We start from the raw sequence: 26,356 nt of genomic DNA, 5'->3' as shown, positions 1-26,356 counted from the left end.
TTCTGCTCTGCCGGCTCCAAATCCCTACCCCCCTGGAAAGCAAAAAGGCCACTCAAATGAGTGGCCTTTCTTAATTATTTAATCCGAGGATAAAGTCGTCCCTAAAATCCGATTAATCCGAAAATCCGTGGTCCAGATATTACTTGTTCGAGCCGGCGTTAATCATCGCGCAGCGGAAACCGATGGTGGCCGTAGCCGAGTCTTCGGCCATGAAGCGGCGGGTGCCGGGCGAGAGGTAGTATGCTACGTCGCGCCACGAGCCACCCTTGAACACGCGCACGTGGTCGTCAATCAGGCTCTGGTAACCTTTCTTGTCGTACTTGTCGGCGGGGTCCTGCACGCCGTTGCGGCGGAAGGGGTTGAGGTCTTCCACGTCCTGGAAGGAGAGCGGGCGGTACACGTCCTGCACCCACTCATTCACGTTGCCGGCCATGTTGTAGAGGCCGTAGTCGTTGGGGGGGTAGGCGTACACCTGCTCAGTAATCATAGCGCCGTCGTTCAGGCTGCCGGCAATGCCGGCGTAGTCGCCGCGGCCCCGTTTAAAGTTGGCCAGGAACTGACCCATCTTGCGGCCGTAGGCATTGCGGGTCGAGTTGCCGTCCCAGGGGTAGATGCGCTTTACTTCCTGGTTTTCGTTGCCTACTTCCTGGGCACCGACGAGGGCCTGCGCGGCGTATTCCCATTCGGCCTCGGTAGGCAGGCGGTAGTTGGGCAGCACGTTGCCATTCTCGATGGCAACGCGGTTTTTGCTGTCGCCCACGCCCGCGTTGCCACCTTCAGCGGCGGCATCAGCTTTTTTCTTGCGGCCAAACAAGCCACCACCCTTTTTACTGCCACCATTATCGCTGCCGTTCGCTAAGCTGGCATTCACAACTGAAGTGCGCCAAGTGCAATAGTCATCAGCTTGCAGCCAGCTCACGCCCACAACCGGGAAGTAGCGGAAGCCGGGATAGCGCAGGTAATAGTCAACGTAAGGGTCGTTGAACGACAAGTCGCGGGCCCACACCGTGGTGTCGGGCAAAGCCGCCTTGTAGAATTCCTCGGTCGAGTCGGTGCGGATGAAGTGCAGGTATTCGAGCCAGTGAATGTTGGCCACTTCCGCTTCGTCCATGTAAAACGAGGCAATCGTGACCGTGCGCTCCAGGTTGTCGTGCATGTTGGTCACGTCCTCTTCCTGCGATCCCAAAACGGTACGGCCACCTTCGATAAATACCAGTCCGGGGCCATTGGGGGTGCCTTTGTACGAGGCGACCGTCATGCCTTTCTCGGTGTTATATTCCAGATTAGTAGTGGAACTATACTTACCGGGATTAGCCGCCGTCCGGGGTCCTTTATTACAACTTGCCAGGGCAACAGTGCCCAGCAGGGCCAGGCGCACACATTTATAAAAGTTCATAGCAGAGTGAAATTTCGCTGAAGGCTACGGGGGTTAGATTAGGTAATGAAGACGCAATAATACAAAATTTCGGTAATAAATCAGTAGGCCGGAAAAGGAGCGACCGGATAAGCGCGCCGCCGCAACCGGCGGTAGGCGCTGTCCAATTGGTCGAAACTAAACAGATTCAAGGTTAGTTCGTGTGCGCCGCCGAGGTCAGCGCTCAGCGCAGTCAGCCCCGCATCGTAGCAATAGCCGAGCCGAAATGCGCCCACGCCTACCCCCACCGTGAAGGTCAGCACCTGCTGGCGCTCAACGCCACTGCCCGCACCAATATTGCGGTAGCCCGCGCCAATTGTGAGCGGCGCCACGGTGGCGTAGGCGCCCATCTCGCTGCGCGAAGAGCCACCCTGCCGGGTGTAGCTGGCCGTGGGCGTGACACTTATTTCCGTCACGGACGGGCTGCGCGGGCCGGGGCTGGGCCGCCGCAAAAACAGCTTGTAGCCGCCGCTGACGCTGAAGCGGGGGGGCAACTCGCTCTGAGTGCGAAAGCCCAGGCTGGGCCGGTTGAGGTGATGGGCGGCCACGCTCAGCCAGGCCTGTCCGGTGTAGAGCACGATGCCCGGATTAACCGAAAAATAATTGACGGGCACGAAGCTCAGCGGCTCAGCCGATGGGCCGGTGGTGGTGCCATCGGCGCTGAGTTGGTCGCCAAAAACGAGGTTGTCGTAGCCCACGCGCTGGCGGCCGTAGCTCAACCCCAGGCCGCCGCTCAGGGCCAGGGCCGAAGTGAGCCGGCGATGGTAGGCGTACAGGGCGCTGATTTCCAGCCGGGTGTAGCCGATTTCCCCGGCCCGGTCTTGGGTGAGCACCAGGCCCAGGGCGTGGTGCAGGCCGCGGGTGGGCAGGCGCAGGTCGCCGGCCAGCTGCGTGGTGGTGAACGAGCCGGCCAGGGTCGGAAACTGGTTGCGGAAAGCCAGCGTTACGCTGTAGTCGTCGAGCAGGCCGGCAAAGGCTGGATTGGTGTGCAGACGCGTAGCGCCAGGCTGGGAAAAGTACACATCCTGCGCCCGCGCGCCGGCTGGGCTCAGCGGCAGCAGCGTGCTCAGCAGCAGAGCGGCCTTTGGAAACAAATTTGAAAGCATGGGCGAGCAATAACGGGAGCGGGCCGCGTTTTGGTGCGCGGAGGGGGGTAGGGAATGCAGGAGTAGGGGAACAAGAAACATCATGCTGAGCAACGCGAAGCATCTTGCCCGTCACTAATCAGAAGGCGGAATGATTAGATTACTTCCCCTGGCAAGATGCTTCGCGTTGCTCAGCATGATGTTTCTTGTTCCCCTACTCCTGCATTCCCTACCCCCCTCCCGGTACCTACCGGTCCGTTCTAACTTTGACCCTTCCACGCAAATTTCCGACTTATGATGCGTAAGATTCTGCTGGGCCTTTTAGCGGTCGTGGTCGTGCTGATGGCGGCGGCCGTGGCGGCGCCCTTCCTGTTTAAAGACAAGTTGCGGGCCCTGGCCGACCGCCAGATAGCTCAGCGCCTGCGCGCGCAGGTGCAGTATGACCCGAATAGCATTGACGTAAGCCTGCTGCGCTCGTTCCCGGAATTAACGGTGAGTTTGCGCGAGCTGCGCATTATCGGGCAGGACTCGTTTCGGCGCGACACGCTGGCCTACCTGCCGGCCGTGCGCGTGGGGCTCGACGTGATGAGCGTGGTGCGCGGTGGCGCGGTGGACGTGAACAGCATCGCCCTCGACCGGCCCGACATTCAACTAAAAGTGCTGAAAAGCGGGCGCTCGAACTGGGACATCGTGGTTTCGGATTCGACGGCTGCCGCCAAGGGGCAGGACACGAGCCAGGTGCAGCTGGCCATCCGCGGCTGGAACGTGACCGATGGCCACCTGCGCTACGAAGACCTGGGAATGCCTTTCCTGATGCGGGCGCGCGGCGTGCAGCACAGCGGCCGGGGCGACTTCGCCCGCAACGTGTTTGATATGACCTCCCAAACCACGGCTGACAGCCTGAGCATGACTTACGGCGGCGTGGCTTATGTAAGCGACAAGCGCCTGACCGCCGACGTGACAATGGCTATGGATTTGAACCGGAATCTGTATACGTTCAAGAATAACCAAATCAGGCTCAACGACTTTCCGTTCAGCTTCGCGGGTGCCATCGGGCTGCCCAATGAGAAGGACATTACCTATGATTTGACGTTCAAGGCGCTGGAAACCGATTTCAAGAACATCCTGAGCCTGGTGCCGGGCGTGTTTACCGAGCGGTTCAAGAATATTCAAACCAGCGGCAAGGTGGCGTTCGATGGCTACTACAAGGGCACGCAAAACGCGCTGCGAATGCCGGGCTACGGTGTTAATCTGATGGTGAACAACGGCGAATTCAAGTACCCGGATTTGCCGCAGGCGGCGCGCAACATCAACGTGAAAATGCGGGTCGACAACCCCTCGGGCTTCACCAACAACGTGAAAGTCAACGTCGAGCGGTTTCACCTTGACCTGGGCCCTAACCCGGTGGACGGCAGCGTGACTATCGACGGGCTGGAGCCGATGAAAGTGAACGGCCAGGTGAAAGCCAACGTGAATCTGGCTGAAGCGCTGAAGGTGTATCCAGTGCCGGATTTGGCGATGCGCGGGCAGTTTTTCGTGGATGCGACGGCCAACGGCACCTATTCCAAAACGCAGATGCCGGTCGTGAACGCGGCCATCCGCCTCACCAACGGCTACGTGAAATCGGCCAAATTTCCGGCGCCGCTGGAAAACGTGAACCTGAGCGGCACCGTCGTCAACCGCACCGGGCAGGTAAACGACACGCGGGTAGACTTGCCGCAGTTTGCCATGACGCTCGACGGCGAGCCGCTGCAAGGCCGCCTTACGGCCCAGAACCTGAACGCGCCGGTCTTCGACACGGATGTGCGCGGCACGATAGACCTGACTAAAATCACGAAGATTTTCCCGCTGGAAGGCATGACCGTGACCGGGCGGGTGAGCGGCAACGTGGCCGCCGCCGGCAACATGGCCGACGTGGAGGCCGGCCGCTACCAGAACGTGCGCGCCAGCGGCACCGTGACGGCTAACAACGTGACCTACAAATCGAAAGACCTGCCGCAGGGCGTGCGCATCAGCCGTGGCACCGCCACGTTCAACAACAATCAGATTGCCGTGCAGAGCCTGCAAGGCACGGCCGGCTCGTCGGATTTCACGGCCAATGGCACCGTCAGCAACTACCTGGGCTACCTTTTCACGCCCGGCCAGCCGCTGCGCGGCAACCTGAACGTGAATGCCAACCGCTTCAACCTCAACGAGTGGATGGTGGACGAGGTAAGCGGTCAGGCCCGCCCTACCCCCTCCAAAGCGACCGGCGTGCTCGAAGTACCCAAGTTCTTCGACCTGACCCTGAACAGCACCGTGGGCCAGGTCATTTACGACAATCTAAACCTGACCAATGCCAGGGGCGCCGTGGTAGTACGCGACCAGACCGCCACACTGCAAAACCTGGCCTTCAACACGTTGGGCGGCAGCTTCACGACCACGGGCAGCTATTCGAGCAAGGATTTGGCGCACCCGAAATTCAGCCTGGGCTTGAAGATTGATGACTTGAATTTTCAGAACGCCTTCCAGGCCTTCAACACCATCAAGGCGCTGGTGCCGCTGGCAGGGCGGGTGGAGGGCGTTTTCAACACCTCGTTCAACGTGAGCGGCGAGATGCTGCCCGACATGCGGCCCAACCTGAACTCCCTCACCGGGCGCGGCGTGTTTGATATCGTGAAGGCGGCAGTGCTGAAATCGGAGGTGCTGGGCAAGATTTCCGCGCTGACGACGCTGCCCGAACTGAAAGATTTGGTGGTCGTGAACAAGGCCATCAGCACCGAGCTGGTGAACGGCAACTTTATTGTCAAGCCCTTTGACCTGACCATTGGCGACGTGAAGATGACCATCGGCGGCTCCAACTCGGTGGCCGGCGCGCTGGCCTACGTCACGGCCCTGAACGTGCCGACGGGCCGCCTCGGCTCGGCCCTCACCGGCCAGCTCACGCGGCTGACCGGCGTGCGCGACATTCAGGGCGCCGAGCGCGTCACGCTGGGTCTCAACATCGGGGGCAGCGTGACCAGCCCCAGCGTGAAGCTGACCAGCGGCAGCGTGAAAGACCAGGCCAAGACCTTGGTAACTAATGTGGTAAAAACGAAGCTCACGAATACGCTGCTGGATTTGGCCACGAAAAACAAGGCCAGAAACGACAGCACGCAGCAGAGCGCCGCCGCCACGCAGCAGGAAACTGAAGAGCGCCTGCGCCTGGAGCTGGAACGACGACGCCTCGAAGCCGAAGCCAAGGCCCGGCAGAAAGTTGGGCAGGGCATCAACGCCGGCCTGGACCGGCTCTTCGGCAAGCCCAAGCCAAAAGCCCCTACCCCCCCTCCTGCGCCCGAACCCGCCGAAGCGCCAGCGCCGGCCGATACAGCGAAGGCGGGCGGGTAGGGAGTAGCGCGGACTTTGTAGTCCGCGAGTCAGGGGGTAGGGGCGGCTGTTCGGGTCGCGGACTACAAAGTCCGCGCTACTCGCCCGCGCATGAGCGAGTGGCTGCTTGTTGGAGTGGTCCTATATTTGACAAGACAATGGCCTGACAACCTGTGAGTTGTCAGGCCATTTTATATTTCAACTTTTCCTCCGCCCCGTCCCATTTTTATGAAGATTACTCGTTTACTACCCCTGACTGCCGCTGCTGCCCTGGCGCTGGCTGGCTGCTCGAAAGAAAAAGAAAGTGACAGCACTAGCTCGAAGCTGGAAGTGCGGCTGACCGACGCACCGGGCGACTTTCAGAGCGTGGTGCTGGATGTGCGCCAAATTGAGGTGCACTTGAAAGAAGAAAAAGACGCTGATGGCTGGAAAACGCTGGGCTTCACGCCCCAGGCCATCAATGTGCTCGACTACGTGAATGGTAAATCGGCGCTGCTGGTGAGCGAGGACTTCGCCGCCGGTGATCTGAAGGAAATCCGCCTGATTCTGGGTCCCGACAGCTACATCACCAACCGCGACGGCCAGCGCTACGAGCTGAAGACGCCCAGCGGCCAAAGCTCGGGCGTGAAGCTGGCCAAAGCCACGCTGCGCCAGCGCGAGACGTTCCAGCTGCTGCTCGACTTCGACGTGGCCAAGTCCATCGTGGAGCGCGGCAACTGGAAGCCCGGCAACGACAAAAAAGAGCGCTACCTGCTCAAGCCGGTTATCCGGGTGGTGGCCCAGGACTTGCGCGGCGGCCTGCGCGGCACGGTGGTGCCCGTGGCGGCGCGCCCGCAGGTGCTGGCCATTCGCTCGTCCGTCACCGGGCCCGACACGGTGAGCACGTCGGCCGATGCGGCTGGCGCTTACCAGCTGAGTGGGTTGCCCAACGGCACCTACCGGGTCGAGTTTTTCCCGAGCACGATGGCCCCCGCCGGCCAGGCCGCCTACCACTTCGAAGCCCGCACCGGTGTCGTGGTCGCCAACGACCAGATTACCGACCTGCCGCAGGTGAGCGTGCAGTAAGCATTGGCCGCTTGACTATACAAAAAGCCTCTCCCAACGCTGGGAGAGGCTTTTTTGTGATAAGGCAACGCCGCCGCCGGGGTGCTACAAACTGGGCACGGCCGCCGCATCAAGCTGGCGACAATAGGTGATGAAGTCGGTATTAACGGGCTCGATGCCGGCCTCGCGCAAGCGAGTAGCGACCTGCCCGCGGTGATAGCTGGCGTGCACCACGGCGTGGGTTAGCACGTCGGACACGCCGCTGTCGTAGGCATCGCCGAGGGTGTTGGTGTACTGAATGCGGCGGTGCAGCTCGGTGTCGTCGGCCGTGGCCATGATATCGCGCAGGCGTCCGGAAGTTTGCTCATGCCAGTGGTGCAGGCCGGCCAAATCATGCTCCTGCCACACCTTCACGGGGCTTGGGGTGCCACCGAGGCGGGCAATCCAGATGGCCTGGGCATTGAGTACGTGGCTGAACAGGCGCAGGGCGTTGGCGGGCAGCTCGCGGCCAGCTGTGGCGCTCTCGTCGAGGCGGGCCAGCAGCGTTTCGTTGGCCCACACATTGAAAGCACCGAGCTTTTCGATGGTATTTACCATTTTGGGAGTTATGAGTTATAAATTAGGAGCTATGAATTAATGGTTGTGAATTTTGAGCATCATAATTAGTCAGCTCATAACTCCTAATTTATAACTCATAGCCTTTTCACCGTGGGTCCTGCCAGACGAGCTTTTCGTCGGTTTTGTTTTTGTCAAAGTTCGGGCATTTGCCGTCGCCTTTGCCCGTGAGGCCGCCGTCGGGCTGGCAGAGCACCCGGCCGCGGGTGTCGAACACGTAAGAAGGCTGGTCGCAGCAGGGCGCCGACTGGTAATACACCGTCTGGCCCTGGTACTGATAGCTGAGAATGCGCGTAATCGGGTTGCGCTTGCGCTCAGCCAGCACGCCCTGAATGCGGCGCTGCAGCCAGCCGGGGCGGGCCGTCGTGTCTGATTCGGCCACGCGGGCGGGCACGGGGTCCACGGTGTTGGCGCTGGTCGGGGCGGGCGTCGAGTTGCCGGCCACGTTGGGGCTGTCGGGCGGCGTGGTGGGCGTATTCACGGCCAGGGGCTGGCTGCACGCGCCGGCCGCCAACAGTGAAGCCAGCAGAAGATGGGAAGAACGCACGGGGGTAGGAAGCTAAGAGACAGAGGTGGCAGATGCTTACGCGCGGCTGCCGGGCAGGTTGGTGGCTGATTGGAATACCGTGCCGGCGCATCGCCGCGCTTTGATTGCGGGTTTTAGGTTCTGGCGCTCGGCTCAAGGCAGTTTTCTGGGTACGTCTGGGCTAATTTCACTACCCCCCTGGCGGCGGGCAAAGTGAACGAGGCTGGGCAGGGTCTAGCAACGTCAACTGCTCGGATTGACATCGGGCAAAGCGGCCGCCGCTCTCAACTCGACTATAACGCCCGCCCGCTGCTTACCGTTGAACTGATGTACGCTTTGCTGTTAGCTACGTGATGAGCTGATAAGTAAGGCCAGCCAGCATCTTGGCGGGACTAGAGCTAAAGCAAAGAAACCAAGAGCCACTATAGCCTTTGTGGTGGCCGGCAACTTCCAAGTCGGACACTGCGCGAGCCTTGGCGCCGCCAGGGACGCAGTCCGGAATCAATAGCACGAGAAACGCTTCACTAACCCGTCAACCAACCACTGCACTACCATGAACGAAGAAAATAAAATCAGTCGGCGCCAGATAATCAACGGTTTGGGCGCGAGCCTGGCTGCCGCGGCCGTGGGGCCGGTGCTCTCGGCTCAGGGCGCCCCCACCTCAGTAGAATCGGCGCCCGCACCCCTACAGGACCCGACCACCAAGTACCCCCGGCCGCCATTTAAAAGCCAGTCGCAGCCCTGGCCAGGCCTGGCTAGTCAGATGGACCCGCGCCCCGACCACGGCGAAACCAGCTACAAAGGCTCGGGCCGGCTGGCGGGCCGCAAAGCCCTGATTACCGGGGGCGACTCGGGCATGGGCCGCGCCGCGGCCATTGCCTACGCGCGGGAAGGCGCCGACGTGGCCATCAACTACCTGCCGGCCGAGGAGGCCGATGCCAAGGAAGTTATTGCCCTCATTAAGAAGGAAGGCCGCAAGGCCATTGCCATTCCGGGCGACCTGCGCGACGAGGCCTTTTGCCAGCGGCTGGTGGCTGAGGCCGTGCGCCAGCTGGGCGGGCTCGATATTGTGGTCAGCAACGCGGCGCGCCAGCAAACGCACAAGTCTATTCTCGATATCTCCACCGAGCAGTTTGACTGGACGATGAAGACCAACATCTACGCGCCCTTCTGGATTATCAAGGCGGCGCTGCCACACCTGCCGCCCGGCTCGGCCATCATCGGTACCACGTCGGAACAAGCTACTGACCCTTCCGAGGACCTATACGACTACGCCCAGACCAAGGCGGCAACCAGCAACTTCGTCCGCTCGCTGGCCAAACAGCTCGCCCCGAAGGGCATTCGGGTGAATGGCGTGGCGCCGGGCCCCATCTGGACGCCGTTGCAAGTAAGCGGCGGCGCCACCCAGGAAAAACTGAAGAAATTTGGCGGCGACACCCCAATGGCCCGGCCCGGTCAGCCGGTGGAATTAGCGTCTATCTACGTGCAACTGGCCGCCAGCGACGCCAGCTACGCCACGGGCCAAGTGTATGGCGCAGCGGGCGGGAAGGGAATACCGTAAGATAAGGCAGGTGCTGAGCTGGTTAGGTAGCGCCGCCTTTACCGACCAGCTGCCTTTGCTAGCTATAAGAAGGCACGAGTAAGCCCAACCCCAAGCGACTTCATAAACTGAGTTGTTTGGGGTTGGGCTTACGCTTGCTTTATCTTTTGCTGTTTGAGGGGGTAGGGCACGGTAGATTGCCCAAGCACCGCTGCTAAAATAACCCCACTACCCGTTCGCCGAACACAATCAGCCCCACTACGGCCGCGCCGGCCGCAGCCAGCAGCACACCGGCGGCGGCCACGTCTTTGGCCTTGCCGGCCAGCGGGTGGTAGGCGGGCGAGACGAGGTCGGTCAGGGCTTCGATGGCGGTGTTGAACAGCTCGGCGCTCCAGACGCCAGCGATGGCCAGCGCCACCAGGGCCCACTCCACGTGGCTCAGCTCCAGGTAAAAGCCCAGCCCCACCACCAGCACCGTAGCGCCGGCGTGAAAGCGCAAATGCAGCTCGGAGCGCAGCGCGGCCAGCACTCCGCGCCAGGCGTACTGAAACGAAGCCGCCCGGCGGCGCAAAACGCCCAGCCGGCGCGGCGGCGGGCCACCGTCGGCGCCGGCCGGCGGGGTTGCCGGCGAGAGGGGGGGTAGGGGATTAGCCACGGGCATCGAACTCGGCGAAAACGGTGCGGCCCAGCTCGGTCCACTCCGGCCGCAGGATACTAAAGATAACCGTGTCGCGCCGCCGGCCGCCCTGCGTGGGGCGGTGGCTGCGCAGGGTGCCTTCTTCGGTAGCGCCCATGCGGCGCATGGCCTGCTGCGACTTATGGTTGCGGGCATCGGTTTCCAGCTCGACCCGCTCGCAGCCCAACTCCTCGAAGGCGTAGCTCAGCAGCAGGTGCTTGGCCGCCCGGTTGAGGCCCGTGCGCTGAAACGCGCTTCCCACCCAGGTATAGCCGATGCTCAGGCGCTGGTCTTCGGCCACCATATTATAATAGCTCGTGCTGCCGGCCAGCTGCCCGGTGCGCCGGTCGATGATAACGAAAGGGTAGCGTTGCTGCTGCTGCCGGCCTTGCAGGGCGGCGGCCAGGTAGGCGGCTAGGCTCACGGCGTCGTCGCCGCGGGTCAGGATGTGTTCCCACAAATTCGGGTCGAAGGCGACGGATTTGAGCGCTTCAAAATCACTGGCTTCGAGGGGCCGCAGCCGCGCGCGGCTGTTTTCTAAAACGACGGGCGTGGTGAACTCCATAGGCCCGCAAAGAAACGGTGAGATAGTGGGATGGGGCAATAGTGTCGTTCAACGACACTATTGCCCCATCCCACTATCTCACTGCTAGTGCGCGGCCAGTTCCACTTTGCCCACCTGCTTGACCTTCTTCACCAGCAGAATGAGGGGTAGGCAGCCCAGGAAAAAGATGCCCAGCATGGTGAAGGTTTGGGCATAGGTGATGAGCGAAGTTTGCTTGAGCAGCAGGCCTTCGAGGCCGGCGTAGGCCTGCTGCTGGGCCAGGGCCAGGGGGTAGCCTTTGGCCAGGAAGTTCTGGGTGAAGGCTTGCAGGCGCTGCCCGGTTTCAGGGTCGTAAAGCGAGATGTTGGGCAGCTGGGCGGCGCGGTTGAGGGCGTTGCTGCGCTCAATGTAGGTGCCGACGATGGCCACGCCGAACGAGCCGCCGAGCTGCCGAATCATGCTGGTCAGGCCCGCCGCCTGCCCCGCATCCTTGCCCTGCAAGCCGGCCAGGGACATGGTGGTGATGGGCAGAAAAATCAGTCCCAGCGCGATGCCGCGCACCATCAGGGGCCAGAAAAAATCGTCCTCGCCGGCCGTGGGCGAGATTCTCTGACTCATCCAGAAGGTGAATATGAAGAAGATGGCGAAGCCAAAGGGCAGAATGTACTTCTGCGGCACGCCCGCTTGCAAAGCCCGGCCCAGCACTGGCATCATAAAGCCTGACATCAGCGCTCCTGGCAACAGGATGAAGCCGGTTTGGGCGGCCGTGAAGCCCAGGATGCGCTGGGTGAAAATCGGGAACACGAACACCGACGCGAACAGCCCAAAGCCGAGGATAAACGACAGGAACGCGCCCACGGCCAGGTTGCGGCTGCGCGCCAGCACCCGCAAATCCACGATGGGATTCTTGGCCGTCAGCTCGCGCCAGATAAAGCCGACGATGCCGACAATGGAGATGGCGGTGAACAGGTTGATGAACGACGACTCAAACCAGTCCTCGGTTTCGCCTTTCTCCAGTACCAGCTGCAAGGCGCCGACTCCCGCAATGAGCAGCCCAATGCCCGCCCAGTCAAATTCGCTCAGTGCGCGCGGCACCAGATTTTTGAAGCGGGCCGGGTCCACGATGAAGCTGAACGTGCAGATGACGGCCAGAATCCCGACCGGCACGTTGACGTAGAAAATCCAGGGCCAGTCGTAGTTATCCACGATGTAGCCGCCGAGCGTCGGGCCGATGGTCGGGCCGATGATGATGCCCATACCAAACAACGCTTGCCCCAGCGGCAGTTGCTTGGGTGGAAACGTGTCAATCAGGATGGCCTGCGAGGTGGCCATCAGCGCCCCGCCGCCGATGCCCTGCACGAAGCGAAACGCCACCAGCTCCCAGATGTTGGTGCTCTGCCCACACATCACCGAGGCCAGGGTGAAGAGCACCACTGAGAAGCCGAAGTAGTTGCGCCGCCCGAACTGCTCGCTCAGAAAGCCTGTCATCGGCACGACAATAACGTTGGCGATGGCGTAGGAGGCAATCACCCAGCTCACCTCCGAGAGCGTGGCCGAAAGGTTGCCCATCATCTGGGTCAGGGCCACGTTCACGATGCTGGTGTCAATCAATTCCAGCAAGGTGCAGAGCACTACAGTGATAACAATAATCCACTTTTTAGCGCCGGTTTCCATTGCTTGTTCTATAAAAAATCGTGTTGTTAGCCGGCTGTCATGCTGAGCCTGCGAAGCATCCTACTACATGTGAACGACGCAGTGATCAGAAGCTAGTGCTCGTTAAGGCGTGGTAAGATGCTCCGCAGGCTTAGCATGACAAAGAGGGGGTAGGAAAGTCGGCTACTTAATAGCCACTTCCGCTTTAACGCTCATGCCGGCGCGCAACGGGTGCTGTGGGTCGAGCTTGTCCAAGGCAATTTTCACCGGCACGCGCTGCACCACTTTCACGAAGTTGCCGCTGGCATTATCGGGCGGCAGGAGCGCGAAGCGGGCGCCCGTGGCGGCCGACAAGGACTCGACGTGACCTTGGAATTTCAGGTCGGGGTAGGCGTCCACCTCGACCGCGACGGGCTGGCCCACGCGCATGTTGGCCAGCTGCGTTTCCTTGAAGTTGGCCGTAATCCAGGTGCGCTCCGAGCCCACGAGGCCGAGCAGCTGCTGGCCAGGGCCGACCGACTGACCGGGCTGCACGTTCTTTTTGCTCACGATGCCGTTGGCCGGGGCCGTGATGGTGGCGTAGCTGGCTTGCAGCCGGGCGTTATCGAGGTCGGCCTGGCGCTGCTTCACCACGGCCTGCGCCACGGCCACCTGCTGCTGAGCGGCGGTCACTTGCTGCCGGGCCACGCGCACCTGGTTGGTGGCCGTGGTGCGGGTGGCGGAAGTGGCTTCCAAATTGGCTTGCACGGCGTCGAACTCACTCTGCGGAATGATATCCTCCTTGCGCAAAAACTGGCTGCGCTGAAGGTCTTTCTGGAGCTTGGCGCGGTTGGCATCGCTCACGCCGATGGTGCTTTGGGCGGTGCTGATGCCGGCCTGGGCCGTGCCGACGCCGGCGCGGGCGGCTATTACCTGCGCCCTGGCCTGCGCCAGCGCGGCCTCGGCGGCGTTCACGCGCTGCTGATAGTCGGCCGGGTCGAGGGTCACGAGTACGTCGCCTTTTTTAACGAGTTGATTGTCATCGACGCTCACTGCCAGAACCGGCGCGCTGATGCGCGGAATAATCGGGTACACGTCGCCTTCCACCTGGGCGGCGTCGGTGCTTTCGTGGGCAGCGGCGTACTGGTAGCGCGTCCAGCCATAGTAGCCGCCGATGAGCAGGGCCAGGGCCAGAACGAGGAGCACGATGCGCCGGCGGGCCGGGTTGGCGGGCACCTCGTCGGCGGGGGGGGGGGTAGGGGCGGGGCCGGCCGGCGGCGAAACCGTCGCGGTGTTCAGCTCAGTTTGTTGGGTTGCCATATGATGAGATGAGTAGTTGAGTGATAGGGGGTAGCGCAGGATCCTGTAGGGTGCGGGGCTTGCCCCCGCCCGCCATTCGGGTCGTTTGATTACTAACCAAGCGGCGGGGGCAAGCCCCGCACCCTACTGCCAAATCTGCTCGCCCGTGGCGCGGCGCAGCTGAAACTGACCCAGCGTGTAGTTATACATGGCTTGCGCCCGCGCCAGCCGCGCCTGGGCCAGACTGGTTTCGGCGTCGAGCACATCGAGATTGGTGCCCACATCGTAGCGGTAGCGGGCACGGGCGCGGGTCAGCGCGTCGGTGGCCTGCGCAATTTGCTGGGTGGCATTATCGAAGCGGGCCTGGCCGTAGGTGAGGTTGTTGACGGCCTGCCGCACGTCGGCGCGGATTTGCTCCTGCGCGTCCTGGGTGCGGGCCTGCTGGCCGCGGATGTTGGCCAGCGCCTCTACGCGCTGGTTGCGGTTTTTGTGGCCATCGTATATCGGCACCGACAGCTGCACCACGCCCGTGAAGTTGGCCCGGAACTGATTGATATCGGGCTGGAAGCCGTTTTTGCCGCCCACCTGCGCGCCGGTGCCCAGCGAGGGCAGGTTGCTTTTCTCCACCAGCCTGAGCTGCAAATCGGCCGTGCGCTCGGCGTCGCGGGCCAGCTTCACTTCGGGGCGGTTTTCGAGAGCTTTGGCCAGCTCGGCGCTCAGGTCCACGGCCTGAAGCTGGTAGCCGAGGCGGCCCCGCACGGGCACTTCCGTTTGCTGGGGCTTGTGCAGCAGCCGTGCTAATTGCACCTGCTGGTTGCGCAGCTGGTTTTCCAAATCCAGTTTGGTGTTTTGGGCCTGCGTGATGCGCACGTCGGTCGTCGTCACGTCGAAGCGGGTGCTTACGCCGCCCTGCACGCGCTTTTCCATCTCGCGGCGGTGAACTTGCAGCGAGGCCACCTGCTCGTCCTGCACCCGGATGCTCTCGCGCATAAACAGAATGTTGTAGTAGGTCTGCGCGGCCGTGAAGGCCAAATCGCGCCGGGCCACCGTCACGTTGTCCTGGGCCGTCTGGCGCTGGGCCTCGCTCAGGCTCAGCGTGGCGGCGTTGCGGCCGAAGTCCAGCAGCAGGTACTGGGCCGTAATGTGGGCGTCGTAGTTGTTATGCGGCACGAACTGTAACTCCCGAATCTCGCCGCCCGGCCCGGCCGGAAAAGCCGCCCGCGCCACGGGGTTGAGGTAAGTGTAGGTTGCGGTGCCCGTCACCTGCGGCAGCAGGCCGGTGCGCGTCTGGGCCAGGCGACCGGCGGCGGCGTTCACCTGCTCTTCGAGGGAAGTGACGGCCGGATTCGCATCGAGCACCGAGCGCAGCGTGCCGTCGAGGTCGAGCGAATCGCTGATGGCTGGCGTCTGGGCCCAGGCGGGCGCGGCCATCAGCAGCCCGGCCCCCAGCAGCCAGGGTGCAGCAGTTTTAAAACACAAGAGCATAGGAAGGAGAGATAAGCAGCTGGGGCGCCGATGCCCGGCAGATAGGCCATCCAGATAAGTCACCCGGCTGGCAGGGGGGTAGGGATGGCGAGGTGAAAAAGAAAGCCAGCGCACTGTGGTACAACTTCGCTATTACGACTAATGCCGCAGCATGACGATAATCCCACCCACTTTGTTCATTTGCCCGGCCCGGAAAAGGAATCAAGCCGGCCGCCGGGCCGGGGCGGCCGGGCCCGGATTATTCCGCGGGCGGCTGGCGGGCTACTGCGCGATGGTGCCGTCCGGGGGGGTAGGCCACCTGGCTCTGGCAACGAGCCTACCCCTGCCGGGCAAATCAGCGGCGACGTTGGTAGCTTGCGAGTGCGCAGCGTTCTAAATTTTTTTACTGTTTCCTCTGATGGCTTGCCGCTCTTCTCTTTTTCGCCGTTTCTTCCTGCTGCTGCTGACTGGCACTCTGCTCGTGGCGGGCACTGCTGCGCTGGCGCAGCGGCCGGCGCGGGCCGCGACGCGCCTCGACTCGCTGCGGGCCGCCCGCGACGGCGCGCCCACCTTCTTTCCGGCCCTGTTCACGCTCAGCAGCGGCAAACAGGTGCGCGGCTATGTGAAAGAATACAGCACCTGCCTGCTTGAGCGCGTAGCGTGCTACGAGCTGCCCCCCGACCGCCTGCCCCCGCCGCCGGTCAAAGCCATCAGTATTGAGCGGCTGCGCAGCCTGAGCGTGGACGGTCATACGCTGGAAGCTTTGTCTATCAAAGGCAAGCCGCTGGGGATTCTGGCTGAAAACCTGGCCTCGCCCGGTCCGCTCCAAATTTATGGCTATGCCAAAACCAAGAACGATATGCTGCTGCCCATTCCCATCGGGCCGCCCACCATCTTCGTTTCCACTGGCACGCACGAGAAATACTACTGGTTCGTGCGCCAGGTCGGCGGTGAGCTGCAAGAGGTGCCGCGCGACCAGAAAGGGTTTGTGAAGCTGATGAGCCAGCTCTGCGCGCCGGTTCCGGCGCTGGTGACCGAGCTGCAACGGCCGCCCGCCGGCCCGACCAAAGCCGAGCGCCAGCCCCGCTACCGGGTCGATAACGCGCCGGAGCTAATCAGCGCCTATAACGCCGCGCTGGCCAAGCCCTGAAGCGCCGGGTACGCCGCCGAATCCAACCGGGCAATCTGGCAATTTCACTCAACGGCACTTTTCCAACCCTGAAAACCTTACCCCCAGCCGGCCTATTCTGGCTGGCCTTGCTGCTTTATGGCCAAACTCAAAACCATGTATTTCTGCCAGAGCTGCGGCGCGCAGTCGGCCAAATGGATAGGCCGCTGCCCGAGCTGCGGCGAATGGAACACCTACGTGGAGGAAGTTATTCAGAAGGAAGACACCCAGGCCGCCGGCTCCTGGAAGACGCCCGCCAGCACCGTGCCCGGCGGCCAGGGCAAGGCCGCCCGCCCCAAGGTAATTAATGACATTGCCATCGAGGATGAGCCCCGCTACGACACGCTGGACGGTGAGTTGAACCGGGTGCTGGGCGGCGGCCTCGTGCCGGGCTCGCTGGTGCTCATCGGCGGCGAACCGGGCATCGGCAAGAGCACGCTCATGCTCCAGATTGCCATGAAATTGCGCCACCTCAAGGTGCTCTACATTTCAGGTGAAGAAAGCGAGAGCCAGATAAAGATGCGCGCCGAGCGCCTCGGCGAGCAGCATCCGCAGCTCTACATCCTCACCGAAACCAACACCCAGAACATCTTTAAGCAGATTGATACGCTCCAGCCCAATCTGGTCGTGGTCGATTCCATTCAGACCATGCACTCACAGCTGGTGGAGAGTGGCGCGGGCAGTGTCAGTCAGGTGCGCGAATGCACCGCCGAGCTGCTCAAGTTTGCCAAGGAAACCAGCGTGCCGGTCTTGCTCATTGGTCACATCACCAAGGACGGTTCCATCGCCGGCCCCAAGATTCTGGAGCACATGGTGGATACGGTCTTGCAGTTCGAGGGCGACCGGCACCTGAGCTACCGCATCCTGCGCACGACTAAAAACCGCTTCGGCTCCACCTCCGAGTTAGGTATTTATGAGATGCAGGGCGACGGGCTGCGCGAAGTTTCCAACCCCTCGGAAATCCTGCTCTCGCAGCGGGCCGAAAGCCTGAGCGGCATGGCCATCGGCGCCACGCTGGAAGGCAACCGCCCGCTTTTAGTGGAAGTGCAGGCGCTGGTGACGCCCGCCACCTACGGCACGCCGCAGCGCTCGGCCACGGGCTTCGACGCCAAGCGCCTGCAAATGCTGCTGGCCGTGCTCGAAAAGCGCAGTGGCCTGCGCCTGGGCCAGCACGACGTGTTCCTCAATATCGCCGGCGGCCTGCGGCTTGACGACCCGGCTCTCGACGCGGCCGTGTGCGCGGCTGTGGTTTCCTCCCTGAATGACCTGCCCATTCCCGGCACGGTTTGCCTGGCCGCCGAAGTAGGCCTGAGCGGCGAAATTCGAGCCGTCTCGCGGCTGGACCAGCGCCTGGCTGAGGCCGAGAAGCTCGGCTTTAAAGAGATGTACGTATCTGAGTTCAACGGCAAAAACCTGGGCCAGGGCACCCACTCCGGGATGCGGGTGCAGGCCGTGAGCCGCCTCGACGCTGTGTTGGCGGGCTTGTTCGGCTAGCGGGGGGTAGGGGCTGGGTGGGCGTCCACCTCTGGCTACAAAAAACACTTTAACGCGGGGCTAATGCGCTTGGTATTCGGGGCATTGAAAAAATATAGGCTAAATAGGATTTGATAAACAAAAAAGGCCTTATCTTCGGCTATCCTTTGGCTTTTCCCGTGAAAGCTTTTCCTGCCATATTCCAACTCTTCGAGTTCTTCCTTCTTCTACCCGCTTATAGCCGTTAGTATTTTGCTTATGATGCGTTATAACTTTCACTGCACCCGGCGCTGGATACTAAGCGGCGGCCTGCTACTGGCCGGCACGCTAGCCGCTCAGGCTCAGGGTACTGCGGCCCGGCCGGCGGCGGCGCGGCCCGTAGCGGCCGTCGCCAGCAGCGCGGCCAATGCGGCCACGCTCACGGGCAAGATTAGCGGCCCTACGCTCGACTCGGTGGCCGTGTCGGTGCGCGAAAACCCGCTTGACCCGCGCGAAAAAATCACCTACGCCCGCCTTAATGACAAGGGTGAGTTTCGGCTGGTGGTGCCCGTGGTGGGCGGCACCAAGGCCGACCTCGTGTACGGCGACGACGTGGCCCCGCTCTACCTCGACCCCGGCACCGACCTCGACGTGCGCTTTAAGGGCGAGGACATGGCTGCCACGCTCAAGTTCAAGGCCAACGACGTGCCTACGGGCATGAAAGTCAAGCTTAGCAACGGCACCAACCTCACGCCCGAGCAGCGCCACCGCCAGCAGGCTGCCAACGCCAATGCCTATCTGGTGGAGGCCGACGAGCAGTTCGTGGAAAACGACGGCTTTCAGGTTTTGCCCGACAACATTCAGCTTTACGAGGCGCCGTTTATGTCGTTTCTGGAGTACCGCCGTAAGCACCAGAACGAGTTCCTGGAAGACCGTGCCGAGAAGCAGTCGTTCACCCCGGAATTTTACAACTACGCCAAGGCCGAAATCATCTACGCCTACGCCAACGACAAGCTCACTTACCAGGATTTGCGCGAGCAGGTGGTGAACACCGAGGGCCGATTGAAAATGTCGCCCACCTACTACGAGTTCCTCAACGACCCGGCCCTGCTCAACAGCCCCGAAGGCTACCAGAGCGAGTTGTACCACGAGTTTCTGCTCAACTACGTGCACTACGCGGCCGTGGCGGCCAAGCACCAGCGCACCGACCCCGACTTCTACCCCGCCTGCTACGCCCTGGCCAGCAAGCAGCTCACTGGCCCTACCCGGCCCGTCATCCTGGGGCGCATCCTGCAGGAGTCGTTCCGCTTCGGCCACGTGCGGCAGTCGGAAGCCATGCTGGCCGACTTCGAGGCTGGCGACCCGAAAAAAGAGTTTTCCCCCACGCTCAGGGCCGATTTCGACAAGCACCGCAGCTTTGCCATCGGCGCGCCCGCGCCGGCTTTCCGTCTGGCTTCGGCCACCGGCGATTCCATCAACCTCAAAGACTTCCAGGGCAAGCTGGTGTACCTGAACTTCTGGAAAACCACTAATGGCCTGTGCTTGCGCGATTTGGCCTACGCGCAGGACTTGATTCGCCGCTTTGAAGGCAAAAACATTGTGTTCGTAAACGTGGCCCTCGATGAGAACGAGCAGGCCTGGCGACAGCTCGTCACGATCAAGAAGCTGCCCGGCGTGCACGTGCGGGCCACTGGCGGGCTGCGCTCGGCCCTGGCCAAGCTCTATGCCGTGCAGGAAGTGCCTACGTATTATCTGCTGGGCGAAGACGGCACCTTCCTCAATACCAAGCCCAAGCGCCTGAGCAGCCGCGCCGCCGTGGATGAGATAAATCAGTCGTTTGGCAAAGCCAGCACCTACCTCAGCGCGCTGAGCGTGATGAAGTAAGCTCGTCACCCTCCCAAACCCGGTGCCCCAAGTTCCAAGCCAGCCCCACTGAGCTTGGGGCTTGGGGCACTAGCTTTACTTCTCGATGACTTCCACGCTCCGCGACGCCCTCAGCTTCCTGCGCAAAGCCACGCCGCTGCGCCTGCTCAACGGCGCGCAGGTGGTGGGCTCCTACCTTCTGAGCAAGCTCAGCGGGCGCGCCCACCATGCCGGGCTGCCCGTAGCACTGGCTTTCGAGCCCACCACGAGCTGCAATCTGCGCTGCCCGGAGTGCCCCAGCGGCCTGCGCTCGTTCACGCGCCCGACCGGAATGCTGCCGGCTGATTTATTTAAAAAGACGATTGACGAGGTAGCCAGCCGGCTTTGGTACCTGATTTTCTATTTCCAAGGCGAGCCGTATCTGCACCCGGAGTTTCTGGATTTGGTGCAGTACGCGTCCCAAAAAGGCCTCTACACCGCCACCAGCACCAACGCCCACTACCTAAACGAGCAAAACGCCCGCCGCACCGTGGAAAGTGGCCTCGACCGCCTCATCATCTCCCTCGACGGCACCACCCAAGAGGTGTATCAGCAGTACCGCGTTGGTGGCAAGCTGGAGAAGGTGCTGCAAGGCACCCACAACGTGGTGAAGTGGCGCCGGGAGCTGAACTCCCGCACGCCGCGCATCATCTTTCAATTCCTGGTGGTGCGGCCCAACGAGCACCAAATCGAGGATGCCAAACAGCTGGCCGAGGCGCTGGGCGTGGACGACGTGTGGTTCAAGACCGCCCAGATTTACGACCACCAGCACGGCTCGCCGCTGATTCCAACCATCGATTACTACTCGCGCTACCAGAATCAGGGCGACGGCACCTGGCGGCTGAAAAACCGCCTGCTCAGCCACTGCTGGAAGATGTGGCACGCCTGCGTCGTGACCTGGGATGGCCTCGTGGTGCCCTGCTGCTTCGATAAAGACGCCGAATACCGCCTCGGCGACCTCAAAACCCAGACCTTCACCCAGCTCTGGCAGGGTAGGAAATACCGGGACTTTCGCGCCAGCCTGCTCAAAGGCCGCGACCAGATTGAGATGTGCCGCAACTGCTCGGAAGGCACGAAGGTGTGGGGGTAAAAGTCAGTGAACAGTTATCAATGAGCAGTGAACAGTGGCGTTCTACTGACTCATGACAACTGCTCACTGATAACTGTCCACTGAAATTATTTGTGGGCTTTCTTTAGGTTTTTGCCTAAGTCCTCGACGTTCTTGAGAAACTCATCCACGACATCATCGGAATAGACGCCGAAGGGCGCCGAGATGGTGCCCCGCAGGCCGTCAGCGGTTTCGAGGGCGTAGAGAATGGACATATCGTCGGGGTTGCTTTCGCCCTCGAAGCGGTAGAAGTCCACGATGGTAACGTCGGCGGGGGCGTAGCTGCGGTTTTCATCGCTGAAAGCGACCAGGCGGCCCTCGGCGACGCGGAAGTCTTCGGTGAAGCCGTCGGCCGTGAGCTTGGCCTCGACGTTGGTAAGGGCGCGTTCTTCTTCTTTGTCCTGCATGGCGCGGGGGTGTTTGGGAGGTGAGAGGGGGGTAGGGAGCGGGCCGGCCCGAAATGAGGCCGCCTCCAGCCGGCTATACGCAGCCGAGCCGGAGGCGGGTTATTCCTGAGAAAGCTATTAGTTAACAGCGGTTAGCTGATAGCTTTCTTGGTGCGGGTCTCGATGGTGCGCTGCAAACGGTCCACATCGAGCGCGGCCCCGCAGGCGCCGCCGCAGCCTTTGGCGCAGCCCGCCTCACTTTTCAAGACAAAGGCGCGGTAAAAAATGCGGCCGACGTAGAAGAGCGCGGCGGCGAAGAGCGCGGCAATGATAAAATACTGAGCGGCTTCCACGGTGGGGAGGGGGGTAGGGAATGGCGCAGCTAAAACCACGAGGATAAGCGGAAAGTTGCTTGGCAATGCGGGCGCTAGGTCCAGAACTCTCGAATCACGTTGCGTATGGCCTCGTGCAGGTGGCCGTTGCTGGCCAGCACCTGCCGCCCAAACAGCGGGTCGCCCTCTTCCAGCCACTGCGTGACCTGCCCGCCCGCCTCGCGGATGAGCAGGATGCCGGCCGCCACGTCGTAGGAATTAAGGTTGAACTCGAAGAAGCTCTCGAAGCGGCCGGCCGCGACCCAGGCCAAATCGACGGCCGCCGAGCCCACCCGCCGCACGCCGTGGGTCTGGCGCATAAAGGCGCCGAGTACGGCCAGGTACTTGTCAAGCTGGTCGAAGTTGTGGTAGGGAAAGCCCGTGGCAACCAGGCTCTGACCCAGCTCGCTCACCTCACTCACGCGCAGGGGCTGCTCGTTGCAAAAAGCGCCCGCGCCGCGCGCGGCCCGGAAGCACTCGTCCTGGTTCACTTCATACACCACGCCAGCCACCAGTTCTTTTTCGTGCAAAAGCGCTACGCTGATGGAGTAGCAGGGCAGGCCGTGGACGAAGTTGGTGGTGCCGTCGAGCGGGTCGATTATCCAGGTGAACTCGGCGGCGGTTTCGGTGGCCGGGCCGGTGGTGCCCTCTTCGGTGATGAAGCCGGCTTCGGGCAGCAGCTCGCGCAGGCCCAGCACCAGGCGGCGCTCGGTTTCCTGGTCCACGTAGCTCACCAGGTCGTGCAAGCCCTTATTCTCCACTTTGCTGCGGTCGAACGTTTGAGCTTCCCGGCGAATGAACTCGCCGGTGTGGCGGCAGAGCGTGGCGAGGCTGAGGGAGAGTTGGGAATAATCCATGTAGCGTTTAACGCGAAGTTTGAAAGAAGTTTGAAAGGAAGTTTTGCAAAGTTTGCCGCCCGACTTCGCAAAACTTAGTTTTCACTTCTTTTAAACTTCGCGTTAAAAATTGTGAGTCCAAGCAGCAAAACGGCCAAAACTTGCGCGCCGCGCCCAAGCAGCTCGCCGTAGCGCACGTAGAACGTCAGCTCATCATTTAGATGGACAATCCCGCGGCTCGCGGCACCCACCCACCAGCCGGTGCGCTGCGTGATTTCGCCTTTCTGGTTGATGAAGCCCGAGATGCCGGTGTTGGCTGAGCGGGCGATGTCGCGGCGGGTTTCGATGGCCCGCAGCGCGCCGTAGAGCAGGTGCTGGCGGTAGCCGGGCGAGTCGCTCCACCAGCCGTCGTTGGTGATGATGCCCAGCAGCGTGGCGCCGTTGCGGGCGTACTCGCTCACAAAGTCACCGTACACCGACTCGTAGCAGATGATGGGCGAGAGCCGCAGTGCCGGCACGCTGGGCAAGGCCGGAAACACTGTGCGCGCCTCCTGCGAGCCGTAGGAGCCGACGGTGCCGCCCAAGTCGATGTGCTTAATGACGGAAGTAAGCAGCGGCGGAATCTTCTCGACTCCTGGCACGAGCCGCGACTTGTGGTAGAACACAGCTGGCGTCGTGGCATCGGCCAGGAAGACGCCGGAGTTAAACACATCATAGTAGCCCAGGTCGTCGCGGTAGCGGGCCGTGGCGCTGGCCGCGTCCTGGGTGGAGTAGGTGATGATGCTGGTGGCGCCGGTGAGCAGGCTTAGGCTGGGGTGGCGGGCCAGCAGCTCGCGGATGGGCTGGTTGCGGGGGTCTTGGTTGAAGCTGGCTTCCCACTGCGTGTCGGGCAGGCAGGTTTCGGGCCAGAGCACGAGCCGGGTCTGGGGCGTCAGGTTTTGCTCGGTGCGGGTGAGTAGGCGGTTGAGCTGCTCGGCGGGCGGAATGTAACGGGTACCTTTCTTGAACTTCTCCTCAAATGGGTCGACGTTGGGCTGAATGACGAGCACTTCGGCGGCCGGGCCGCGTTCCTGGTAGCTGGCGCCGAGGAGGTAGGAGAAGGCGATGGGCAGCGTGATGAGCAGGAGGGGGGGTAGGAAAGTTAAAAGTTGAGAGCTAAAAGTTAAAACCGGGCGGTTAGTAATGGCGCGGTCGTCGCCGCTTAGACCGCTGCCAGCAGCACCCGCGCGGCCAGCGGAGCCGGACGGCAAGCCTGCATTTGCCGGTTTAACTTTTAACTTTTCACTTTTAACTAAAGCAAAAAACACCGCCAGATTCACCGCCCAAATCCAGACGCTACCCCCCAGAAAACCAGTGAACTCATACCACTGCACCCACTGCGGCACGGCCGCGAAGCCGTTGCCCAGCGTCAGCCAGGGCCAGGTCAGGTCCCAATGCAGGTGCAGCTGCTCGAAGGCAATCCAGTAGAGAGGTAAGGGAAGGTAGCCCCAGCGGGCGCCCAGCCGAGCCTTGGTGCGTCGGAAGGCCATGAGCGGCAGGCACATGAGCAGGGCGTTGAGCACCACGGCGGCGATGCCGCCGCCCAAGGTGCTGTAGCTCACCCACCAGGTGGTGAAGGCGTTCCAGAGCACCAGAAATAGGTAAGTATGGCCAAACACGCGGCGGCGCGAGGCGCCTTGCGCCGTGAGCTGCCGCTCCAGGAGCAGATACGGCACGAAGCCCACGAACAGCAGCAGCGGCGCGGGGCCAGGATTCACGGGCCAGCCGGCCCAGAGCAGGACCGCACCCAGCACGGCCAGCAGCCAGGGATGGCGGGTGAGCAGGGAGCTATTCGTCGTCGGCTGGCTCGTCGGCAGCGTCGTCGTTTTCAGGTTCATCGGCGTCGGCAGTTTCAAAACGGGTTTCGCGGCCCGGACGGGTTTCGCGGGCCGGTGGGGCGGCGCTGCCCTCCACCACGAGCACGATTTCGCCCTTAATGGCCGGCCGCGCCGCGAAGTTCGCCGCCAGCTCGCCCAGGGTGCCGTTCACGGTTTCCTCGAATAGCTTGGTCAGCTCGCGGCTCACGGAGGCGGGGCGGTCGGGGCCGAAAACCTCGGCCAGCTGCTGGAGCGTCTTGACAATGCGGTGCGGCGACTCGTAGAAAATCAACGTCCGGGTTTCTTTGGAAAGTTCGGCCAGGCGCGTCTGCCGGCCTTTCTTGACCGGCAAAAACCCCTCGAAGCAAAACCGCTCGGCCCCGAAGCCCGACTTGAGCAGGGCTGGAATCAGGGCCGTGGCGCCGGGCAGACACTCGACGGCCAGGCCCCGCGCCAGGCACTCGCGCACCAGCAGAAAGCCGGGGTCGGAGATGCCGGGCGTGCCGGCGTCGGACACCAGGGCCATGCGCTCGCCCTTTTCCAATCGGTCGAGCAGACGCGCCACTTGCTGGTGCTCGTTGTGCAGATGGTAGCTCAGCAGCGGCTTTTTCAGGCCCAGATGCTGCATCAGCCGGCCGCTGGTGCGGGTGTCCTCGCAGAGCACCGTGTCAACTTCGCCCAGCACCTTGATGGCCCGCAGCGTGATGTCGTCGAGGTTGCCGATGGGGGTAGGGACCAGGGTGAGGGCGGGCGGCGCGGGCATGACGCAAAGGTAGGAGCCAGCTAAACGAGTACCCCGAAGCTGTGCTTCGGTCCCCACGACACCTGAACAATTCGTTCGCCCATCGTTCGACCGACGCAGAGCTTCGGGGTACAGGGGCTTATACTCCAAACCGCGTAGCCACGGTATCAATCGCGGCGGCCAGCCGGTGGTCGCGCTTGGTTACGGTGTTGCCGCGGTCGTGGGTGCGCAGCCGAAACTCAACCCGGCCGTACTCGTTGCTGAGCCAGGGATGGTGGTCGAGCCGCTCGGCCTCGGCGGCGACTTCGGTCAGGAAAGCCCAGGCGGTCTGGAAGTCCGCGAACTGGAAGCTGCGGCACAGCGCGTGGTCGGTTTCGGTCCACATACTTCTTGAAAACTGGTTGCCAATTGATTGAAATGCCCCAGTAAACCTAAACGGTCAAAGCCAAGTACACTCCTTTATCAAAACACCCGCTTAGCCCGCCTACCCCCCCCTATGGCCATTGACCCCAACGACCGCCCCATCCGCGTTATCAACGACGACACGACCGACGAAGAGATGCGGGCCGGCCACTACACCCCCAACGCCGACCCGCCCAAAAACGAGGCCGCCCGCGGCGGCTTCGGCAACCGCGAAGGCCGCGAGGGCTTTGGCTCCGACACGGCCGGCGGCGAAACCGCCCTGGGCGTGAACGACAACGCCGACAACATGAGCCCGCCCCCGGACAACATGCGCTCGGAGGATGAGGGCCGCGAGGACCGCGCCAACCAGGACCTGCCCGCCCGCGAAACCTACGACGATGACCCCGACCTGGTGGCCGTGCACGACCCCGCCCGCCCCGCCAACGAAATAGCCGCTGACGACCAGCGCGGCGGCGTCGATGAGATGCTTAACCCCAACTCCCGCGTCGGTATGGGCGAGATGGAGCCCCGCCCCATCGAGCCCATCACCGGCACCGACACCAACGCCGAGCTGACCGACCCTGGCGCCACCGACACGGCCATCGACCAGGGCTTTTGATTGAATGAAGAATTAAGAATGAGGAATTGCCTCACGTCTTAGCGCTTCATTCCTCATTCTTCATTTTTCATTCCTACTTCTTCATTAAAACTATGGCCGACCACAGCAGCAGCAAATCGAATCAGCAGTCGGGTGAGCACAAGGGTGGGCCCACCGTCTCGGAGCAGGAAAAAGGCGCCGGCAACCTGCCCGTCAACGATTTAGACGAGGAAACCGAAAACCGCCTCGCCGAAGAAGCCGAGGACGCCGGCATTCGCCATCCCAACCGCAACCTGGAAAAGCCGGAGCTGGACAAGCCCGGCTACGGCGGCGGCCACTAAGCCCCACCCT

24 protein-coding genes are annotated in these 26,356 nt (G+C 62.2%); 9 read left to right on the top strand and 15 right to left on the bottom strand.

The window, feature by feature from the left end; translation table 11 throughout:
• Window positions 1-139: 139 nt before the first annotated feature.
• Window positions 140-1,396 (bottom strand): SUMF1/EgtB/PvdO family nonheme iron enzyme, encoded by a 1,257-nt coding sequence (locus ACFE70_RS06385; protein ID WP_375416893.1) that lies wholly within the window; start codon window positions 1,394-1,396, stop codon window positions 140-142.
• Window positions 1,397-1,476: 80 nt separating this feature from the next.
• Entirely contained in the window at window positions 1,477-2,520 is a 1,044-nt protein-coding gene (locus ACFE70_RS06380) for a PorP/SprF family type IX secretion system membrane protein (protein WP_375416892.1), read from the bottom strand.
• 273 nt (window positions 2,521-2,793) lie between these two features.
• Here ACFE70_RS06380 and ACFE70_RS06375 point away from each other — a divergent pair, with 273 nt between their 5' ends.
• Entirely contained in the window at window positions 2,794-5,865 is a 3,072-nt protein-coding gene (locus ACFE70_RS06375; protein WP_375416891.1) for an AsmA-like C-terminal region-containing protein, read from the top strand.
• Window positions 5,866-6,072: 207 nt separating this feature from the next.
• A complete protein-coding gene (locus ACFE70_RS06370; RefSeq protein WP_375416890.1) occupies window positions 6,073-6,909 on the top strand; it encodes a DUF4382 domain-containing protein in 837 nt (278 codons plus the stop codon).
• An 84-nt stretch (window positions 6,910-6,993) separates the two neighbouring features.
• On the opposite strand, the gene ACFE70_RS06365 is transcribed toward ACFE70_RS06370, so the two are convergent.
• Window positions 6,994-7,485 carry a DinB family protein gene (locus ACFE70_RS06365; protein ID WP_375416889.1) on the bottom strand — a complete coding sequence of 164 codons (492 nt, stop codon included), beginning with the start codon at window positions 7,483-7,485 and terminating at the stop codon, window positions 6,994-6,996.
• Between the two features lie 106 nt (window positions 7,486-7,591).
• Window positions 7,592-8,050 (bottom strand): DUF6970 domain-containing protein, encoded by a 459-nt coding sequence (locus ACFE70_RS06360; RefSeq protein ID WP_375416888.1) that lies wholly within the window; start codon window positions 8,048-8,050, stop codon window positions 7,592-7,594.
• Window positions 8,051-8,582: 532 nt separating this feature from the next.
• Here ACFE70_RS06360 and ACFE70_RS06355 point away from each other — a divergent pair.
• A complete protein-coding gene (locus ACFE70_RS06355; RefSeq protein WP_375416887.1) occupies window positions 8,583-9,590 on the top strand; it encodes an SDR family oxidoreductase in 1,008 nt (335 codons plus the stop codon).
• Between the two features lie 193 nt (window positions 9,591-9,783).
• Here ACFE70_RS06355 and ACFE70_RS06350 read toward each other — a convergent pair whose 3' ends face one another.
• The 5 genes from ACFE70_RS06350 to ACFE70_RS06330 all read right to left on the bottom strand — a co-directional run bounded on the left by ACFE70_RS06350 (window position 9,784) and on the right by ACFE70_RS06330 (window position 15,205).
• Window positions 9,784-10,230, bottom strand: coding sequence for a diacylglycerol kinase family protein (locus ACFE70_RS06350; protein WP_375416886.1), 447 nt, complete (start codon window positions 10,228-10,230; stop codon window positions 9,784-9,786).
• Window positions 10,217-10,810, bottom strand: coding sequence for a GNAT family N-acetyltransferase (locus ACFE70_RS06345; protein ID WP_375416885.1), 594 nt, complete (start codon window positions 10,808-10,810; stop codon window positions 10,217-10,219). Before ACFE70_RS06345 ends, ACFE70_RS06350 begins: the two co-directional genes overlap by 14 nt.
• Before the next feature lie 84 nt (window positions 10,811-10,894).
• The gene (locus ACFE70_RS06340) at window positions 10,895-12,463 is read right to left on the bottom strand and encodes a DHA2 family efflux MFS transporter permease subunit (RefSeq protein WP_375416884.1); all 1,569 of its coding nucleotides are present in this window, start codon (window positions 12,461-12,463) and stop codon (window positions 10,895-10,897) included.
• A gap of 162 nt (window positions 12,464-12,625) precedes the next feature.
• Window positions 12,626-13,741 (bottom strand): HlyD family secretion protein, encoded by a 1,116-nt coding sequence (locus ACFE70_RS06335; protein WP_375416883.1) that lies wholly within the window; start codon window positions 13,739-13,741, stop codon window positions 12,626-12,628.
• A 123-nt stretch (window positions 13,742-13,864) separates the two neighbouring features.
• Window positions 13,865-15,205: a TolC family protein gene (locus ACFE70_RS06330; RefSeq protein ID WP_375416882.1), complete on the bottom strand. Its 1,341-nt coding sequence runs from the start codon at window positions 15,203-15,205 to the stop codon at window positions 13,865-13,867.
• Between the two features lie 397 nt (window positions 15,206-15,602).
• On the opposite strand from ACFE70_RS06330, the gene ACFE70_RS06325 reads away from it, so the two are divergent.
• The 4 genes from ACFE70_RS06325 (at window position 15,603) to ACFE70_RS06310 (ending at window position 20,796) form a co-directional block, all read left to right on the top strand.
• Window positions 15,603-16,334, top strand: a complete 732-nt coding sequence (locus tag ACFE70_RS06325; RefSeq protein WP_375416881.1) for a hypothetical protein — start codon at window positions 15,603-15,605, stop codon at window positions 16,332-16,334.
• A gap of 117 nt (window positions 16,335-16,451) precedes the next feature.
• Window positions 16,452-17,846 carry a DNA repair protein RadA gene (gene radA / locus ACFE70_RS06320; RefSeq protein ID WP_375416880.1) on the top strand — a complete coding sequence of 465 codons (1,395 nt, stop codon included), beginning with the start codon at window positions 16,452-16,454 and terminating at the stop codon, window positions 17,844-17,846.
• A 237-nt stretch (window positions 17,847-18,083) separates the two neighbouring features.
• Window positions 18,084-19,688 carry a TlpA family protein disulfide reductase gene (locus ACFE70_RS06315; protein ID WP_375416879.1) on the top strand — a complete coding sequence of 535 codons (1,605 nt, stop codon included), beginning with the start codon at window positions 18,084-18,086 and terminating at the stop codon, window positions 19,686-19,688.
• Window positions 19,689-19,773: 85 nt separating this feature from the next.
• Window positions 19,774-20,796 carry an SPASM domain-containing protein gene (locus ACFE70_RS06310; protein WP_375416878.1) on the top strand — a complete coding sequence of 341 codons (1,023 nt, stop codon included), beginning with the start codon at window positions 19,774-19,776 and terminating at the stop codon, window positions 20,794-20,796.
• An 86-nt stretch (window positions 20,797-20,882) separates the two neighbouring features.
• Here the strand turns inward: ACFE70_RS06310 and ACFE70_RS06305 are convergent, their stop codons facing one another.
• The 6 genes from ACFE70_RS06305 to ACFE70_RS06280 form a co-directional block, all read right to left on the bottom strand.
• Complete coding sequence (locus ACFE70_RS06305; RefSeq protein ID WP_375416877.1) at window positions 20,883-21,221, bottom strand: hypothetical protein; 339 nt, start codon at window positions 21,219-21,221, stop codon at window positions 20,883-20,885.
• A 131-nt stretch (window positions 21,222-21,352) separates the two neighbouring features.
• Entirely contained in the window at window positions 21,353-21,592 is a 240-nt protein-coding gene (locus tag ACFE70_RS06300) for a hypothetical protein (protein WP_375416876.1), read from the bottom strand.
• A gap of 35 nt (window positions 21,593-21,627) precedes the next feature.
• The gene (locus ACFE70_RS06295) at window positions 21,628-22,428 is read right to left on the bottom strand and encodes an inositol monophosphatase family protein (RefSeq protein ID WP_375416875.1); all 801 of its coding nucleotides are present in this window, start codon (window positions 22,426-22,428) and stop codon (window positions 21,628-21,630) included.
• 74 nt (window positions 22,429-22,502) lie between these two features.
• Entirely contained in the window at window positions 22,503-24,284 is a 1,782-nt protein-coding gene (lnt, locus tag ACFE70_RS06290; protein ID WP_375416874.1) for an apolipoprotein N-acyltransferase, read from the bottom strand.
• On the bottom strand, window positions 24,235-25,026 hold the full coding sequence (rsmI, locus tag ACFE70_RS06285; RefSeq protein WP_375416873.1) for a 16S rRNA (cytidine(1402)-2'-O)-methyltransferase: 792 nt from the start codon (window positions 25,024-25,026) through the stop codon (window positions 24,235-24,237). The genes lnt and rsmI overlap by 50 nt, the downstream gene beginning before the upstream one ends.
• Before the next feature lie 118 nt (window positions 25,027-25,144).
• A complete protein-coding gene (locus tag ACFE70_RS06280) occupies window positions 25,145-25,390 on the bottom strand; it encodes a 4a-hydroxytetrahydrobiopterin dehydratase (RefSeq protein WP_375416872.1) in 246 nt (81 codons plus the stop codon).
• Between the two features lie 111 nt (window positions 25,391-25,501).
• On the opposite strand from ACFE70_RS06280, the gene ACFE70_RS06275 reads away from it, so the two are divergent.
• Together ACFE70_RS06275 and ACFE70_RS06270 are read left to right on the top strand one after the other, a co-directional pair.
• Entirely contained in the window at window positions 25,502-26,026 is a 525-nt protein-coding gene (locus tag ACFE70_RS06275) for a hypothetical protein (protein ID WP_375416871.1), read from the top strand.
• Window positions 26,027-26,118: 92 nt separating this feature from the next.
• Entirely contained in the window at window positions 26,119-26,346 is a 228-nt protein-coding gene (locus tag ACFE70_RS06270) for a hypothetical protein (RefSeq protein ID WP_375416870.1), read from the top strand.
• The last annotated feature ends 10 nt before the right edge of the window (window positions 26,347-26,356 follow it).

Source organism: uncultured Hymenobacter sp. (assembly GCF_964243305.1).
GTDB lineage: Bacteria > Bacteroidota > Bacteroidia > Cytophagales > Hymenobacteraceae > Hymenobacter.
The sequence above is the reverse complement of the archived record's forward strand: the minus strand, read 5'-3'. Positions and strand labels throughout refer to the sequence as shown.